The sequence below is a fragment of the Streptomyces sp. NPDC042346 genome (genome assembly GCF_055581845.1).
Map to the genome: position 1 here is coordinate 517,830 of NZ_JBVJEH010000004.1, position 13,520 is coordinate 531,349.

At 70.1% G+C, this 13,520-nt stretch carries 17 protein-coding genes, 1 tRNA gene and 1 pseudogene; 5 read left to right on the plus strand and 14 right to left on the minus strand.

The features are described 5' to 3' along the window. Positions 1 to 45: 45 nt before the first annotated feature. From ACZ6K0_RS20335 to ACZ6K0_RS20360, 6 genes are all read right to left on the minus strand, one after another. Positions 46 to 720, minus strand: a complete 675-nt coding sequence (locus ACZ6K0_RS20335; RefSeq protein ID WP_376397766.1) for a class E sortase — start codon at positions 718 to 720, stop codon at positions 46 to 48. A gap of 37 nt (positions 721 to 757) precedes the next feature. After that, positions 758 to 2,062 (minus strand): class E sortase, encoded by a 1,305-nt coding sequence (locus ACZ6K0_RS20340; RefSeq protein WP_469231233.1) that lies wholly within the window; start codon positions 2,060 to 2,062, stop codon positions 758 to 760. Then, positions 2,059 to 2,697 (minus strand): aminodeoxychorismate/anthranilate synthase component II, encoded by a 639-nt coding sequence (locus ACZ6K0_RS20345; protein WP_376397772.1) that lies wholly within the window; start codon positions 2,695 to 2,697, stop codon positions 2,059 to 2,061. Before ACZ6K0_RS20345 ends, ACZ6K0_RS20340 begins: the two co-directional genes overlap by 4 nt. After that, on the minus strand, positions 2,694 to 2,855 hold the full coding sequence (locus tag ACZ6K0_RS20350) for a hypothetical protein (RefSeq protein WP_024760376.1): 162 nt from the start codon (positions 2,853 to 2,855) through the stop codon (positions 2,694 to 2,696). Before ACZ6K0_RS20350 ends, ACZ6K0_RS20345 begins: the two co-directional genes overlap by 4 nt. A gap of 64 nt (positions 2,856 to 2,919) precedes the next feature. Then, positions 2,920 to 3,645 carry a class E sortase gene (locus tag ACZ6K0_RS20355; protein ID WP_469231498.1) on the minus strand — a complete coding sequence of 242 codons (726 nt, stop codon included), beginning with the start codon at positions 3,643 to 3,645 and terminating at the stop codon, positions 2,920 to 2,922. Positions 3,646 to 3,750: 105 nt separating this feature from the next. Then, the gene (locus tag ACZ6K0_RS20360; RefSeq protein WP_469231235.1) at positions 3,751 to 4,518 is read right to left on the minus strand and encodes a DUF881 domain-containing protein; all 768 of its coding nucleotides are present in this window, start codon (positions 4,516 to 4,518) and stop codon (positions 3,751 to 3,753) included. A 140-nt stretch (positions 4,519 to 4,658) separates the two neighbouring features. Between ACZ6K0_RS20360 and crgA the strand changes: the two genes are divergently transcribed. Continuing rightward, a complete protein-coding gene (gene crgA / locus ACZ6K0_RS20365) occupies positions 4,659 to 4,913 on the plus strand; it encodes a cell division protein CrgA (RefSeq protein ID WP_376397778.1) in 255 nt (84 codons plus the stop codon). 306 nt (positions 4,914 to 5,219) lie between these two features. On the opposite strand, the gene ACZ6K0_RS20370 is transcribed toward crgA, so the two are convergent. Together ACZ6K0_RS20370 and ACZ6K0_RS20375 are read right to left on the minus strand one after the other, a co-directional pair. After that, entirely contained in the window at positions 5,220 to 6,107 is an 888-nt protein-coding gene (locus ACZ6K0_RS20370; protein WP_376397780.1) for a rhomboid family intramembrane serine protease, read from the minus strand. A gap of 145 nt (positions 6,108 to 6,252) precedes the next feature. Then, a complete protein-coding gene (locus ACZ6K0_RS20375) occupies positions 6,253 to 6,780 on the minus strand; it encodes a peptidylprolyl isomerase (protein ID WP_469231237.1) in 528 nt (175 codons plus the stop codon). A gap of 255 nt (positions 6,781 to 7,035) precedes the next feature. Between ACZ6K0_RS20375 and ACZ6K0_RS20380 the strand changes: the two genes are divergently transcribed. Further along, positions 7,036 to 7,779: a DUF5324 family protein gene (locus ACZ6K0_RS20380; protein WP_376397786.1), complete on the plus strand. Its 744-nt coding sequence runs from the start codon at positions 7,036 to 7,038 to the stop codon at positions 7,777 to 7,779. Positions 7,780 to 8,093: 314 nt separating this feature from the next. Here the strand turns inward: ACZ6K0_RS20380 and ACZ6K0_RS20385 are convergent, their stop codons facing one another. The 4 genes from ACZ6K0_RS20385 to ACZ6K0_RS20400 all read right to left on the minus strand — a co-directional run bounded on the left by ACZ6K0_RS20385 (position 8,094) and on the right by ACZ6K0_RS20400 (position 9,929). Continuing rightward, complete coding sequence (locus tag ACZ6K0_RS20385) at positions 8,094 to 8,483, minus strand: DUF6344 domain-containing protein (RefSeq protein ID WP_376397789.1); 390 nt, start codon at positions 8,481 to 8,483, stop codon at positions 8,094 to 8,096. Between the two features lie 174 nt (positions 8,484 to 8,657). Continuing rightward, on the minus strand, positions 8,658 to 9,053 hold the full coding sequence (locus ACZ6K0_RS20390) for an iron chaperone (RefSeq protein WP_376398450.1): 396 nt from the start codon (positions 9,051 to 9,053) through the stop codon (positions 8,658 to 8,660). A gap of 196 nt (positions 9,054 to 9,249) precedes the next feature. After that, on the minus strand, positions 9,250 to 9,390 hold the full coding sequence (locus ACZ6K0_RS20395; protein ID WP_469231240.1) for a hypothetical protein: 141 nt from the start codon (positions 9,388 to 9,390) through the stop codon (positions 9,250 to 9,252). A 38-nt stretch (positions 9,391 to 9,428) separates the two neighbouring features. Continuing rightward, complete coding sequence (locus ACZ6K0_RS20400) at positions 9,429 to 9,929, minus strand: MarR family winged helix-turn-helix transcriptional regulator (protein ID WP_469231242.1); 501 nt, start codon at positions 9,927 to 9,929, stop codon at positions 9,429 to 9,431. Positions 9,930 to 9,968: 39 nt separating this feature from the next. Here ACZ6K0_RS20400 and ACZ6K0_RS20405 point away from each other — a divergent pair. Continuing rightward, positions 9,969 to 11,150 (plus strand): annotated as a pseudogene (locus tag ACZ6K0_RS20405) (MFS transporter); the annotation flags it as partial. Positions 11,151 to 11,257: 107 nt separating this feature from the next. On the opposite strand, the gene ACZ6K0_RS20410 reads toward ACZ6K0_RS20405, so the two are convergent. After that, on the minus strand, positions 11,258 to 12,025 hold the full coding sequence (locus ACZ6K0_RS20410) for an alpha/beta fold hydrolase (protein WP_376397799.1): 768 nt from the start codon (positions 12,023 to 12,025) through the stop codon (positions 11,258 to 11,260). Between the two features lie 100 nt (positions 12,026 to 12,125). Between ACZ6K0_RS20410 and ACZ6K0_RS20415 the strand changes: the two genes are divergently transcribed. Further along, positions 12,126 to 12,677, plus strand: coding sequence for a PadR family transcriptional regulator (locus tag ACZ6K0_RS20415; RefSeq protein WP_376397802.1), 552 nt, complete (start codon positions 12,126 to 12,128; stop codon positions 12,675 to 12,677). 74 nt (positions 12,678 to 12,751) lie between these two features. Here the strand turns inward: ACZ6K0_RS20415 and ACZ6K0_RS20420 are convergent. Further along, positions 12,752 to 12,824: transfer RNA gene (locus tag ACZ6K0_RS20420), tRNA-Ala, on the minus strand. A 129-nt stretch (positions 12,825 to 12,953) separates the two neighbouring features. Here ACZ6K0_RS20420 and ACZ6K0_RS20425 point away from each other — a divergent pair. Next, a complete protein-coding gene (locus ACZ6K0_RS20425) occupies positions 12,954 to 13,502 on the plus strand; it encodes a helix-turn-helix domain-containing protein (RefSeq protein WP_150268275.1) in 549 nt (182 codons plus the stop codon). The last annotated feature ends 18 nt before the right edge of the window (positions 13,503 to 13,520 follow it).

Consider the following 13,520-nt stretch of genomic DNA (forward strand, 5'->3'; position numbering starts at 1 on the left):
CCGGCATCCATGGGATGCCGGGGCTCGGTCGTAGGGCGGCGGGTGTCAGCGCAGCTCCGCCGGTGGGGTGCGGTCGCGGTCGACCTTCTCCGTGCGTTCCAGTTCGCCCCAGACGATGTACCGGTAGTCCGAGGTGTACATCGGGGTGCAGGTCGTCAGCGTGATGTAGCGGCCCGGCTCGGTCTTGCCGGATTCCTTCGGCACGGGCTGGAGGACGTCCACGTTGTACTTCGTCGTCTCCGGCAGCGACTTGTAGACCTTGTAGACGTACCAGGTGTCCTTGGATTCAAAGACGATCGCGTCGCCGGTCTTCAGCTTGTGGATGTTGTGGAACTTCGCGCCGTGCCCGTCGCGGTGGGCGGCGAGCGTGAAGTTGCCCTTCTTGTCCTGCGGGAGGGCGGACTCGATCGGGTCGGTGTAGTAGCCGGCGACGCCGTTGTTGAGGATGCCGCTGGTGGTGCCCTGCTTGACCAGGACCTCGCCGTTGTCCATGGCCGGCACGTGCAGGAAGCCGATGCCGTCCTTGGTGTCGAGGGCTCCGGGGCCGTCGGCCCAGCGGTCGCGGACCTGGGCGCCGTCCTGGTCGGCGGCGCGGTCGGCGAGGACGTTGGTCCACCACAGCGAGTAGACGACGAACAGTCCGAGCACCAGGCCCGCTGTGATGAGGAGTTCGCCGAAGACGCTGATGATCCCGGCGATCCGGTTACGCGCGCGTGCCACTAGGTCGTCCCGTCGTCCCGTCCGGAGGTGTCGGGTCTCAGCCTACGAGTGCCTCGGGCTTCCCCTTGCTGCGCGGGCGTTCCTCGACCAGCTGGCCCCAGACGATCATGCGGTACGTGCTCGTGAACTCGGGCGTGCACGTGGTGAGTGTGATGTACCGGCCGGGTTTCGTGAAACCGGATCCCTTCGGGACCGGGTCGATCACCGAGACGTTCGACGGCGAGGTCTGGGGCAGGATGCTCGCCATCTTGTAGGTGTAGTACGCGTCCTGGGTCTCGACGACGATCGGGTCCCCGGGCTTGAGCTGGTTGACGTACCGGAACGGTTCGCCGTGCGTGTTGCGGTGTCCGGCGACCGCGAAGTTGCCCTGCTTGTCGGCCGGCATGGCCGTCTTGAGCTTGCCCTCGGAGTAGTGGCCGACCATGCCCTTGTCGAGGACCTTGGTCTTGTTGATGCCCTCGGCGATGGGCACGACGACGTCGAGCTTGGGGATGTACATGATGGCGAAGCCCTCGCCGGGCTCGAAGGCCTCCGGCTTGCTGTCGCCCTTGGCCCAGGTGTCCTCGATCTGCTCCTTGGCGCGGTCGGTCTGCTGACCGGCGCGGACGTTCGTCCACCACAGCTGGTAGGTGACGAAGAGCAGCATGACGACGCCGAAGGTGATGAACAGTTCCCCGATGACCCGGCTGGCGACGACGCCGACGCTGTCCTTGGCCGCGCGGGCGGCGCGGCGGGCCTCCACGCGGGAGAGAGGGCGGGGTTTGGATCCAGGGGCCGTTCCAGGGGCCCCAGGAGTGGCCGAGGGGGTGGTGCCGCGGCCCTTGCCCCTGCCGCCGCCCTTGGCCGCGCGGCGCCGCTCGGCCCGTCCGGGCCCCGGAGGCGTCTCCACGGCCCGTAGAGCCACCGTCTCGTCCCGTGGGGCCGATGGGGCCTGGGAGGCCTGTGAGGGCTCCTCAGAGCCGTACGGCGCGTACGGCGCCTCGTACGCGGGCTCCTGCGGGGCCTCGTAGCTGGGCGGGGCCTCGTAGGCGGGCTCGTACGCCGGCTCGTGCGGAGCCTCGTAGGTGGGCGGAGCCTCGTAGGTGGGCGGAGCCTCGTAGGCGGGCGAGGCCTCGTAGGCGGGCTGCGGCTCGTACGTCGGACGGGGGTCGTACGGAGCCTCGTACCCGGCGCCGGGCCCCGCTGCCCCGGTCCCGGGGTCGTACGACGGCTCGTACGCCGTCGGCTCGTACGCCGTCGGCTCGTACGGCAGTTGCTGCTCCCCGTGCCCGTACGGGTCCACGGGTATCGGCTCCGGCTCCGGGCCTCCCGCGTCCCGGAACCACGGCGAGCCCGTCGTCACGCGACGGCCTTGCCCACCACCGGCGCGAGCCCCGCCGACCGGCCGACCGCCCCCTTGTCGCCGCACCGCTCCAGCCAGTTGGCGAGCATCAGGTGGCCGTGCTCGGTGAGGACCGACTCGGGGTGGAACTGCACCCCTTCGACGGGCAGTTCACGGTGGCGCAGCCCCATGATGATGCCGTCCTCGGTCCGCGCGGTGACCTCGAGCTCGGCCGGCAGGGCGGCGGGCTCGGCGGCCAGCGAGTGGTAGCGGGTCGCGGTGAAGGGCGAGGGCAGACCGGCGAAGACGCCCTGTCCCTCGTGCGTGACCAGGGAGGTCTTGCCGTGCAGCAGCTCGGGCGCGCGGTCGACGACGCCGCCGTACGCCACGGCCATCGACTGCATGCCGAGGCAGACGCCGAAGACGGGCACGCCGGTGTCGGCGCAGTGCCGGACCATGTCGATGCAGACCCCGGCCTGCTCGGGCGCGCCGGGCCCGGGCGACAGCAGGACGCCGTCGAAGCCGTCCTGGGCGTGGCTCAGCTCGACCTCGTCGTTGCGGAGCACCTCGCACTCGGCGCCGAGCTGGTAGAGGTACTGAACGAGGTTGAAGACGAAGCTGTCGTAGTTGTCGACGACGAGAATCCGCGCGCTCACTGGCCGTCCACCGTCACATCGTTGAACGGAAGCAGCGGCTCCGCCCAGGGGAACACGTACTGGAAGAGGGCGTAGACGACTGCGAGTACCAGCACGATCGAGATCAGTGCCCGCACCCACGCGTTGCCCGGCAGATGCCTCCAGATCCAGCCGTACATGACGTCGACCGCCCCTTCCGTTCGTTACGGGGACCAGAGTACGGGGCGAGGGGGCCGTGAGGGGTCAGCTGTCCAAAGCCTGTGGACGACCGTCGGTCACCGGCTGTGTGCCGTCGAGGTGCGCCCAGACGATCAGCCGGTGGCTGCTGCCCCACTCGGGTTCGCAGGTGGTGAGGGTGAGGTAGCGGCCGGGCCCGTCGAAGCCCGACTTCCTCGGTACGGGGGCGACGACCCCGACATCGGTGGGCACGGTCCGGTAGGGACCGCGGTCGATCCGGTACGTGAACCAGGTCGTCCCGTCGGTGAGGACCACCGCGTCGCCGGGGCGCAGCCGCGGGAAGTCCTTGAACGGGTCGCCGTACGTGCGGCGGTGGCCCGCGACGGAGAAGTTGCCGGTCGCGCCGAGGCGGGCGGTGGCCGCGTAGTGCCCGAGGCCCTTCTTCAGGATGCCGGGACCGGTGCCTTCGAGGACGGGCCACTTCCAGTCCTTGCCGAGCCGGGGGACGTACATGACGGCGATCCCCTTGCCGGGGGCGTAGGCCGGCGGCTTGGGGGCGGGCGGGGCCGAGGGCCCCGACGAAGGCCTCGGCGACGCCCCCGACAGGGGCGGCGGCGACGGTGACGGTGCGATCGGGGTGTCCGCCCACTCCCGCTGGAGGGTCTCGATCTGGCCGGCGCTCGCGCTCTCGGCCTGGACACCGGTCCAGTACAGGACGTACACGACGAAGAGGACGATCAGGGTGCCGACCGTCAGGCACAGCTCGCTGAAGGTCCGCACGACGAGCCGCAAGCCGCCCACGCGCCCCTCCCCGCAGTCCCTCCGGTCAGCTCACCAATCACTGACCATTCAGCTCACCGCTCGGCGTACCGCTCGGCTCACCGCTCCGCTGACGGGTCAGCCGACCGGCTTCGCGTAGTGGAGGTCCACTGTGCCCGAGTAGCCCGGCAGAGTCACCGCCTTGTGGTCGTCGACTTTCCAGCCGAGCCCGTACGCCTTGACGTACAGCTGGTAGTTCTGGAGGGCCGGGGAGTCGGCGAGCGCCTTGCTCAGCTTCCCGCGGTCGCCGACGGCCGTGATCTTGTACGGGGGCGAGTAGACGCGGCCCTGGAGGATCAGGGTGTTGCCGACGCAGCGCACGGCGCTGGTCGAGATGAGCCGCTGGTCCATGACGCGGATGCCCTCGGCGCCGCCCTGCCACAGGGCGTTGACGACCGCCTGGAGGTCCTGCTGGTGGATGACGAGGTCGTTGGCCTGCGGCTCGGGGTAGCCCGGGGCGGCCTGGGCGTTCGGCGGGGCGTCGTCGAGGGTGACGGTGAGGCCGGAGCCGGAGACCTCCGTGGTGCCCGCGCTCGCCGCGAGGGCGTCGAGCTTCGCGTCCTCCGCACGGGTGGAACCGTCGTCGCGGGCGGCGAGGCCGTCGACCTGGGCGCGGAGGGCGGCGGTGGACTCGTCGAGCCCGGCGTTCTTGTGGCTGCGTTCCTCGATGAGGTCGGAGAGCCTGAGGAGCGAGGCGTCCGTGCGGATGTTCGTGCCCTTGGCGGTGTTGAAACTCGTGACGAAGATCAGTCCGGCGAGGGCGAAGACGGCAAGGGTGAGCACCCGGACGGGGCGCCACCTCGTGGTGCGGCCCGGCCCTGTGGGAGTGTCGGCGGAATTGCTCAACGTACCCTGATCCCCTTCGGTGCCGCGGAACCACTACGCTAACGGACGCCCGGGGGACGCAGTCTTCCTCCTACGTCACATCCCGGCGCCAGCCACAGTTCCCTGCGCGGTCACGCAGCGCATCGACAGGAGAGTCCCTCGTGCCGAAGTCACGTATCCGCAAGAAGGCCGACTTCACGCCTACGCCCACCAAGCAGGCCACCAACATCAAGCTGACGAACCGCAGCTGGGTGGCGCCCGTGATGCTGGCGTTGTTCGCCATCGGGCTGGTGTGGATCGTGGTCTTCTACGTCACCGACGGTTCGATGCCGATCGAGGCGCTCCGCAACTGGAACATCGTGGTGGGCTTCGGCTTCATCGCGGCGGGTTTCGGCGTCTCCACGCAGTGGAAGTAGCCGGCGGTTTATCGGCTGGACCGGCGGCTCGTCAAGCTCTCCCCTGAACTTATCCACAGCGTTGTACACAGCACTGGATAACTTACGAAGATCTGTGGATAACTTGCACGAGATTGACGCCGGTATGACCGCTCCGTGACCGTAATCACGTGCGGCAGGACGGGAAACACCCCTCGCCTCCCTGGAGAAACACCAGGTCAGAGGCGAGGGGTGCCGCGTTTCCCCCAGCCGAGGGAACGATCCGCCACACACTGTGGATAACTCTGGGGAAAGCTCGTGAAAGAGCTCGTCCACAGCCCTCTGCGCTCAGGTGAGCGCTGCGGATCGGGCGAGCACGAGCCCCAGGTCGATCAGCAGCACCAGTCCACAGGCCCCGTACTGCACGAGGTCCCTGCGCGCCCTCGGGGCGTGCACGAGCACGTACGTCACCACGACGCCGGCGACGAGACCGCCGACATGGGCCTCCCAGGAGATCCCCGGACGGGTGAAGGTCATGAGCAGCGACAGCGCCACGAAGAGGACCACCGGGCGCATGTCGTGGCGCTTGCGGCGGGCCAGCACGACCCAGGCGCCGATCAGGCCGTAGACGATGCCGGAGGCGCCCAGCGAGGGCTGGTTCTGCGCGGCGACGAGATAGGCCAGCACGGAGCCGGAGAGCCCGGAGAGCAGGCACAGGATCGCGTACCGGATCCGGCCGAGCTCGGGCTCGACGATCCCGCCGATCACCCACAGGCCCAGCACGTTGAAGAGGATGTGCCAGACCTCCTGGTGGAGGACGGTCGACGTCAACAGCCGGTACCACTCGCCGTCCGCGACCCCGACGACCTCGCCCAGCGCCGGCATGTAGGCGTAGCCGATGAGCACGAGCTCGTCGACGAACCGGTCCCCGAGCACCAGCACCAGGAGGAAGACCACGAGGTTGATCCCGATGAGGATCTTGGTGACGAGGCGGTCGTCGGCCGTCACCCTGCCGCCCGCGAGCGTCCGGGGCTGATTGGCATCGGCGGCGTGGCCGGTCCCCGAACCGTTGCGCACACAGTCCGGGCACTGGAAACCGACGGAGGCGGAGATCATGCACTGCGGGCAGATGGGCTTGTCGCAGCGGGCACAGCGGATGCCGGTCTCGGCCTCCGGATGGCGATAACAGCGGGGCAGACCGGACTGCGGGCCCTTGGGGGGCTTCGCCCCGTCCATGCCTTCCATCCCTTCCCTCACTTCCTCACGTCCCCATTCCTCACGTCCCCATTCCTCGGCTCCTCGCTTGGGCGCTTGGGCGCTTGCTCGCTTCGGCGCTTCGGCGGTTGCTCGCTTCGGCGCTTGCTCGCTTGTTCGCGCCGCCTCAGCGCTTCTCGATCACCACGGACTCGATCACCACGTCCTGGAGCGGGCGCTCGGTGTGCGGATCGGTCGCGACCGCCGCGATCGCGTCCACGACCTTCCGGCTCTCCTGGCCCGCGACCTCGCCGAAGATGGTGTGCTTGCGGTTCAGCCAGGTCGCGGCACCGACCGTGACGAAGAACTGCGAGCCGTTGGTGCCCGGGCCGGCGTTGGCCATGGCCAACAGGTACGGACGGTCGAAGAAGAGCTCCGGGTGGAACTCGTCGGCGAACTCGTAACCGGGTCCGCCCGTGCCGTTCCCCAGCGGGTCGCCGCCCTGGATCATGAAGCCCTTGATGACCCGGTGGAAGACCGTGCCGTCGTAGAGCGGGTCCGAGGAGACCTTGCCGGTGGCGGGGTGCGTCCACTCGCGCTCGCCACCGGCGAGCTCGACGAAGTTGCGCACCGTCTTCGGGGCGTGGAACGGCATCAGCCGGACCTCGATGTCGCCCAGGCTCGTCTTGAGGATCGCGTACAGCTGCTCGGCCACGGTCGCCTTCCGTCCACGTCTTGTCGCGTCATGTCACGCCTGATGCCACGTCTGTTCTCTGGCGTGACCGATCCTCGCATGCCCTGGATCACCGCCCGGCATGCCGCGGATCACCGCCCGGCATCGCCCCGGATCACCGTCCGGCATGCCCCGGATGCCCGCCCCGCATGCCGGACCTCGATCCGACGGGCATGATTCCGAAAAGGATGGAAAGGTGAAAAACCGACATCGTCGCCACCGAGGAGGAGGAATCCCGTGACCCGCATGGACAGCGTGCGCGCCGCATCAGATTCGGCGAAGGAGAGCGTCCTGCACGCCGCGGAAGTGGTGGCGCCGTACGCCGAAACGGCCAAGGACCAGGCCACGTACTACGCGCACGAGGCGCGGGTGCGGATCGCGCCGAAGGTCTCGAAGGCCACACGGCAGGCCCGAGTACAGGCGCGTGCGCAGTATGCCGCGCATGTCGCACCGCACGTACCGCCGCGGGTCGACGCGGCCGCGCAGCGCGCGGCGGTCATGACCCGCTCAGCCGCCCGTCAGGCGGCCGACTACACCGTTCCGCGTGTCGAGCACGCGGTCGCCGCGACCGGTCCCGTCCTGGAGGAGGCCGGGTCGCGTTCCACCGCCGCCTGGGCCGCGCTGCGCGGACAGGTGACGCCGAAGGAAATTCAGAAGCTCATGAAGCAGCACGAGCGGCGTGTCAGGGCCGGACGCCTCGCCAAGGGACTCGTGGTCCTCGGCTTGGTGGTCGGCGGTGCTTTCGTCGCCTGGAAGTGGTGGGACAAGCAGGCCAATCCCGACTGGCTGGTCGAGCCGCCCGCTCCCACCGAGGTGGGCGAGGGATCCACGTTGTCGTCCGGCGACGGCAATGGGGGATTCCTCGATCCGGAGGTGGAGGTCAAGGAGACCGAGGCGGAGGCCCAGATCGAGGCGGATGCCGAGGCCGAGGCCGAGGCGGACGCCGAAGCCGATGCCACGGAGCGCGACGAGCGTCGCTGACCGCTGCGGGCCGGTCCAAGAGAAGAGGGTCCGAGGGTGGTGCCAGGTCTGAAGGTGGTGCCAGGTCTGAAGGTGGTGCCAAGTCCGAGGGTGGTGCCAGGTCCGACGGTGGTGCTCTGAGGGGCTTGTTCGGAGAGTCTCGCGGGTCTCACGGTTCTCGCAGGTCTCGCGGGTCTCGCGGGTCTCGCGGGTCTCGCGGGTCTCGCGGTTCTCACGGTTCTCACGGGTCTCGCGGTTCTCACGGGTCTCGCGGTTCTCACGGCGTGGGGAGTACGTGTGCGTGTGCTTGTACGCGTACGCCTGCTCCCCACGTCCTACGCGCCCGTCGCCGGCGCCGTCGCGGCGAGCGCCAGCTCCGTCAGCGCGACCGGGTCGCTCTCGGCCGCGCCACCCGCGTGACGGTGGCGTACCGAGGGGGAGGAGCCGTGGGCCTCGGCGCCGATGCGCTGCTTGATGGTGGGCGGCAGGGAACGGTCACCGGCGAGGGGCCACCGGTGCGTCCGCTGTGCCGGTACGGAGGCGAGGGCACGCTCCGAAGCGGCGGGGACCCCGGCGGCGACGGCGGAGCCGGCCGGCTCCTCGGGCTGCTGCACGGCGGGCTGCTGGGCCGCGGCGGCGGTGCTCGCCAGGCCGACGGAGGCGAGCAGGGCGAAGAGGACGGAGATGAAGGCGGTCCAGAACTGCTTGACCTTGGCGGTGGCCATGATCCCTCACTTTCGTGACGTTCTCGGATGGTTCATTTCGGGTTGCGCGCTTTACGTACTTTCCACATGATGTGGATGCGCCCCCGGATTCCCGAGGACCGACGCCGCCGCCGCGCAGTTCTTCCGATGAACACCACCCGTACGGATCAGTGGCCACCTCCCGGCCCGGGCGTCCTAGCTCATTGCCTTCCTCACCAGCTCGGCGATCCGCGCCTCGTCGGCGGCGGTCAGCTCCTTCAGGGCGTAGGCGGACGGCCACATCGTGCCGTCGTCGAGGTTCGCCACGTCGTTGAAGCCGAAGGTCGCGTACCGCGCGTTGAACTTCTGCGCGCTCTGGAAGAAGCAGACGACCTTGCCGCCCTTGGCGTACGCGGGCATCCCGTACCAGAGCTTCGGCGCGAGCTCCGGAGCGGTCTCCTTGACCACGGCGTGGATGCGCTCCGCCATGACCCGGTCCGAGTCCTCCATCTCGGCGATCTTCGCGACCACGGCCGCCTCCTCCTCCGCCGCCTTGTCGGCGCGCGATCCGCGGCGCGCGGACGCCCTCACCTCCTTGGCGCGCTCCTTCATCGCGCTCCGCTCCTCCGTGGTGAATCCCTCAGACGTCGCCTCGGACGTCGCCTCGGACGTCGCCTCGGACGTCGCCTCGGCGGCGGACTTGGCTGCGGACTTGGCTGCGGACTCGGCGGAGGACTTCTGCGTGTTCGTCATGGCGAGTTCCTTCTCTCGTACGAGTACGGACGTGGGTACGGCTACGGGAGGGCCGTCAGCCCCACGCGCCGGCGATCTGCCGGGTCGTGGCGTCGAGCCGGTTGAACAGGTTGGCGACGCCGACCATGAGGATGATCGCGGCGAGTCGCTTCTCGTCGTCGTACGTGGCGGCCGTGTCCCAGACCTCGTCGCTCACCGAGTCGGGCCGGGGGATCGCGGCCGTCCTCGACGGCCTCAGCCGCCGGCCGGGGGCAGACTGAGGGCGAGCCGCTCCAACAGGTCGGCGAGGTGCGCCCGTTCGTCCTCGCCGAGCCCTTCGAGGAGCCGGCGCTGGTTGTCGAGGTGGACGGCGATGAGTTCGTCGGTCAGCGCGACGCCCGCCGGGGTGAGGCTGATGAGGCGGCCGCGTGAATCCTCCTCGGCGACGGTCCGGGCGACCAGACCGCGGTGTTCGAGCCGGTCGACCCGCTTGGTGATCGCGCCGGTGGTGACCAGGACGGTACGGCTGAGCTCGCCCGCGGACAGCGCGTAGGGCTCGCCGGACCGCCGGAGGGCGGCGAGGACGTCGAAGTCGCCGCTGCCCAGCCCCGCGGCGCCGAACGGCGGGCGCAGCCGCTGGTCCAGCGCGTCGGTGAGCCGGAAGAGGCGGCCGATGACGAGCATCGGCGTCGGGTCCAGATCGGGTCGCTCGCGTCGCCACTGGTCGACGATGGCGGCGATGGCATCTCCCTGCATCCCTTCACTCTATCTTCCACGGATGATAAAAAACCTTCCATGGAAGATAAATCCACGCGCCGCCGCCTCGTCGCCGCGAGCCTCGCCGGGTCGATCGGCGACGGCATCTACGTGCCGCTCACGATGCTGTTCCTCCACTCGCTCACCGGCCTGTCCCTGACGTCGATCGGCACCGGCCTGACGATCGCCGGGCTCTGCGCGCTGGCGTTCATGCCGGCCGCGGGGGTCCTCATCGACCGGTTCGGCGGCCGGCGGGTGCTCATCGGCGTGCTCGCGCTGCGCGCGGCCGGCTTCGCGGCCTACCCCTTCGCCGACTCCTACCCCGCCTTCCTGGCGATCGCCCTGGTCGTCGCCGTCGGGATGTGGGCCTCCTCGCCCAGCCAGCAGGCACTGATCGGCGACATCGCCCGAGGCACCGAACGCGACCGGCTCCTGGCCTGGGACCGCAGCCTGCGCAACGCCGGTATGGGAGGCGGCAGTCTCGCGGCGGCCGGCATGCTCGCCTGGAACGGCACCACGGGCTTCGTCGCCGCCTCGGAGACCCTGGCCGTCGTCTTCTGCTGCGCCGCGGTCCTCGTGACCCGGATCCCGAACGTCCGCGGCCCCGCCGAGCGGCCGCAGGCGCGCGAGGGATACCGGCAGGTGCTCGCCGACCGGCCCTACCTGCTCGTCACGGCGGCCAACTTCCTGATCGCCTTCGGCTACACCACCCAGGCCATGGCCCTGCCGGTCTTCCTCACCCGCGACATCGCCCTGCCCGACGCCCTGGCCGGCACCGTCTTCGCGGTCAACACCGCCCTGGTCGCCGGGCTCGGCGTCCCCGCCGCCCGGCTGACGCTGCGCGGCAGACGCACGCGGGCCGCCGCACTCGGAGCGGTCGTCTTCGCGCTCTCCTTCGCCGCCTTCGCGCTGCTCCCCCGGCTCGTCAGCGGCCCGAACGCCCTCGTCGCCGTCCTCGCGGTCGCCGTGCTCTACACCGCCGGCGAACTCGTCCACTCCGCACCCTCGCAGGGCCTCTCCGTCCAGGCGGCCCCCGACCACCTGCGGGGCCGGTACCTGTCGGTCTACCAGCTGTCCTGGTCCGCCTGCCGCACCGTCGCCCCCATGCTCCTGGGCTTCCTCCTCGACGCGGGGCAGTGGCAGCTGTGGACCGTCCTCGCGCTGATGGTCCTCACGGGCGCGGCGATCCTCCTGTGCGCCGAACGCTCACTGCCGCCCCACGCGGTCACCCCCGGCCCCGATCCCGCCCACACACCCGCCCACACACCCGCTCCCACCTCCGCTCCCACCTCCGCCCCCGCCCCCGCCCCCGCTTCCGACGGACGGCGTCAGCTGCCGCCCAGCGCGTCGGCGACCTCCCGTGCGAACACCTCGGGGTTGTCGAACATGATGTTGTGCCCGCAGTCCGGGACCGCCCGGACGGTCACGCCCGAGGCCACCAGACCCTCCACATCGGCCGGCTCCCCGTCGGCCGCCGGGTGAAGGCAGGTACGGGGGACCGACAGGCCCGCCAGATGCTCGCGGAGAGCGGGAACGGTCCCCCGAGCCCGATGGACCGTGGTGCGGTACAGCGCCTCGCGTCCCGCCAGGCGCATCGTGGACCACCAGACCGGGCCGACCCGCTCCTCGGTCCGCTCCCACCCGTCGGCGAGGAACTCCTCCTCCGTGTACGCCGTGATCCCGCTGCTGCCGGGAACGGGCACCATCGGCGCCGGGTCCAGGACGGAGTCCACGAGCACCAGGTTCGCGACCAGCCGCGGGTGGCGGGCGGCGAGCAGGATCGCCACCGCACCACCGAGGCTGTGCGCGATGACCTCGGCACCCGTCACATCGGCGGCCTCCAGCGCCGCCGCCACGGCGTCCGCGTGCGCCTCCAGCGTGTACGTGAAGTCCGTCGGACGGTCGCTGATGCCGAAGCCGAGCAGGTCGAGCAGCAGTGACCGGCGGCCGGTCAGCAGGGGGTGCGCGGCGGCGGCGGCCCAGTACACCGGCGAGGTGGAACCGAGTCCGTGCAGGTAGAGCCGGGCCGGCTCGGTGCCGGGGATCTCCACCCAGCGGATGAGGTCGCCGTTCGGGGTCACGGGGGCATGGCGCATGGCCGACTCCTTGATCGTCAGGGGCCACCGACGATACCTCGTCATCGAGGTATAGCGATATCGATATACCTCCGCCTCTGGGATCTGACAGCATGGGCGCATGCTCAAGCTCGCGATTCTCGGGTTCCTCCACGACCGGCCGATGCACGGCTACGAGCTGCGCCGGCACCTGGCCGCACTGACCGGCCACATCCGCCCGATCAGCGACGGCACCCTCTATCCCGCGATCAAGCGCCTCGAAACCGACGGCCTGCTCGTCCGCGAGACAGAACCCGGATCCACCGCCGCCCCCCGGCACACCCTGCACCTCACCCCGGCCGGCCGGGCGGCACTGCACGAACGACTGCGCACACCCGAGCAGTTGGACATCAGCGACGAGAACCGCTGGTTCACCGTGCTGGCCTTCCTCCGCCACCTCGACGACCCCGCCGAGCAGGCGACCGTGCTCCGCCGCCGGCTCGCCTTCCTCGACGAGCCCGCCAGCTTCTTCTACGACGGCGCCGTACCCCTGGGTGCGGAGGAGATCACCGACCCGTTCCGCAGCGGCATCCTGCTGATCGCCCGGGCGACGTCGCAGGCCGAACTGGCCTGGCTGCACGACATGATCGCCACCCTCGGCGACCAGCCCCTCCCGTCGGCGGGAGAGCGCTGACATCCCGCACGGGAAAAGGGGACAAAAACACCCCCTTGAACTGCGTTTCCGCAGTTCAAGGGGGTGCAAGAGAGTGGAGCCTAGGGGAGTCGAACCCCTGACATCTGCCATGCAAAGACAGCGCTCTACCAACTGAGCTAAGGCCCCGGAACGAGAACAGCGTACCGGGTCTCCCCCCATGTCCGGCAAAAGGATAGGGACTCCCGGTCCACGACCACTCTCCGTAAGATGCTGATCGAGGTTCGCAGTGGCGAACCTAAGGGATGGGGAGAAGTAATGGACGCAGCGCAGCAAGAAGCCACGGCAAGAGCCAGAGAGCTTCAGCGCAGTTGGTACGGGGAGCCGTTGGGGGCGCTCTTCCGTCGGCTGATCGACGATCTCGGGCTCAACCAGGCCAGGCTCGCGGCCGTGCTCGGGCTCTCCGCGCCCATGCTGTCCCAGCTGATGAGCGGCCAGCGGGCCAAGATCGGCAACCCGGCCGTCGTCCAGCGCGTCCAGGCCCTCCAGGAGCTCGCCGTCCAGGTCGCCGACGGCAGCGTCAGCGCCGCCGAGGCCACCGACCGGATGGACGAGGTCAAGAAGTCGCAGGGCGGCTCCGTCCTCACCAGCACCGCCCAGACCGCCACCGGCTCCGGCGCCCCGACCGTGCGCCGCGTGGTCCGCGAGATCCAGTCCCTGCTGCGGTCCGTGGCGGCCGCGGGCGACATCATCGACGCGGCCGACTCCCTCGCCCCGGCGCACCCGGAACTGGCAGAGTTCCTCCGGGTGTACGGCGCGGGGCGCACCGCGGACGCGGTCGCGCACTACGAGTCGCACCAGAACTGACGCGGGACCGGCGCTCGG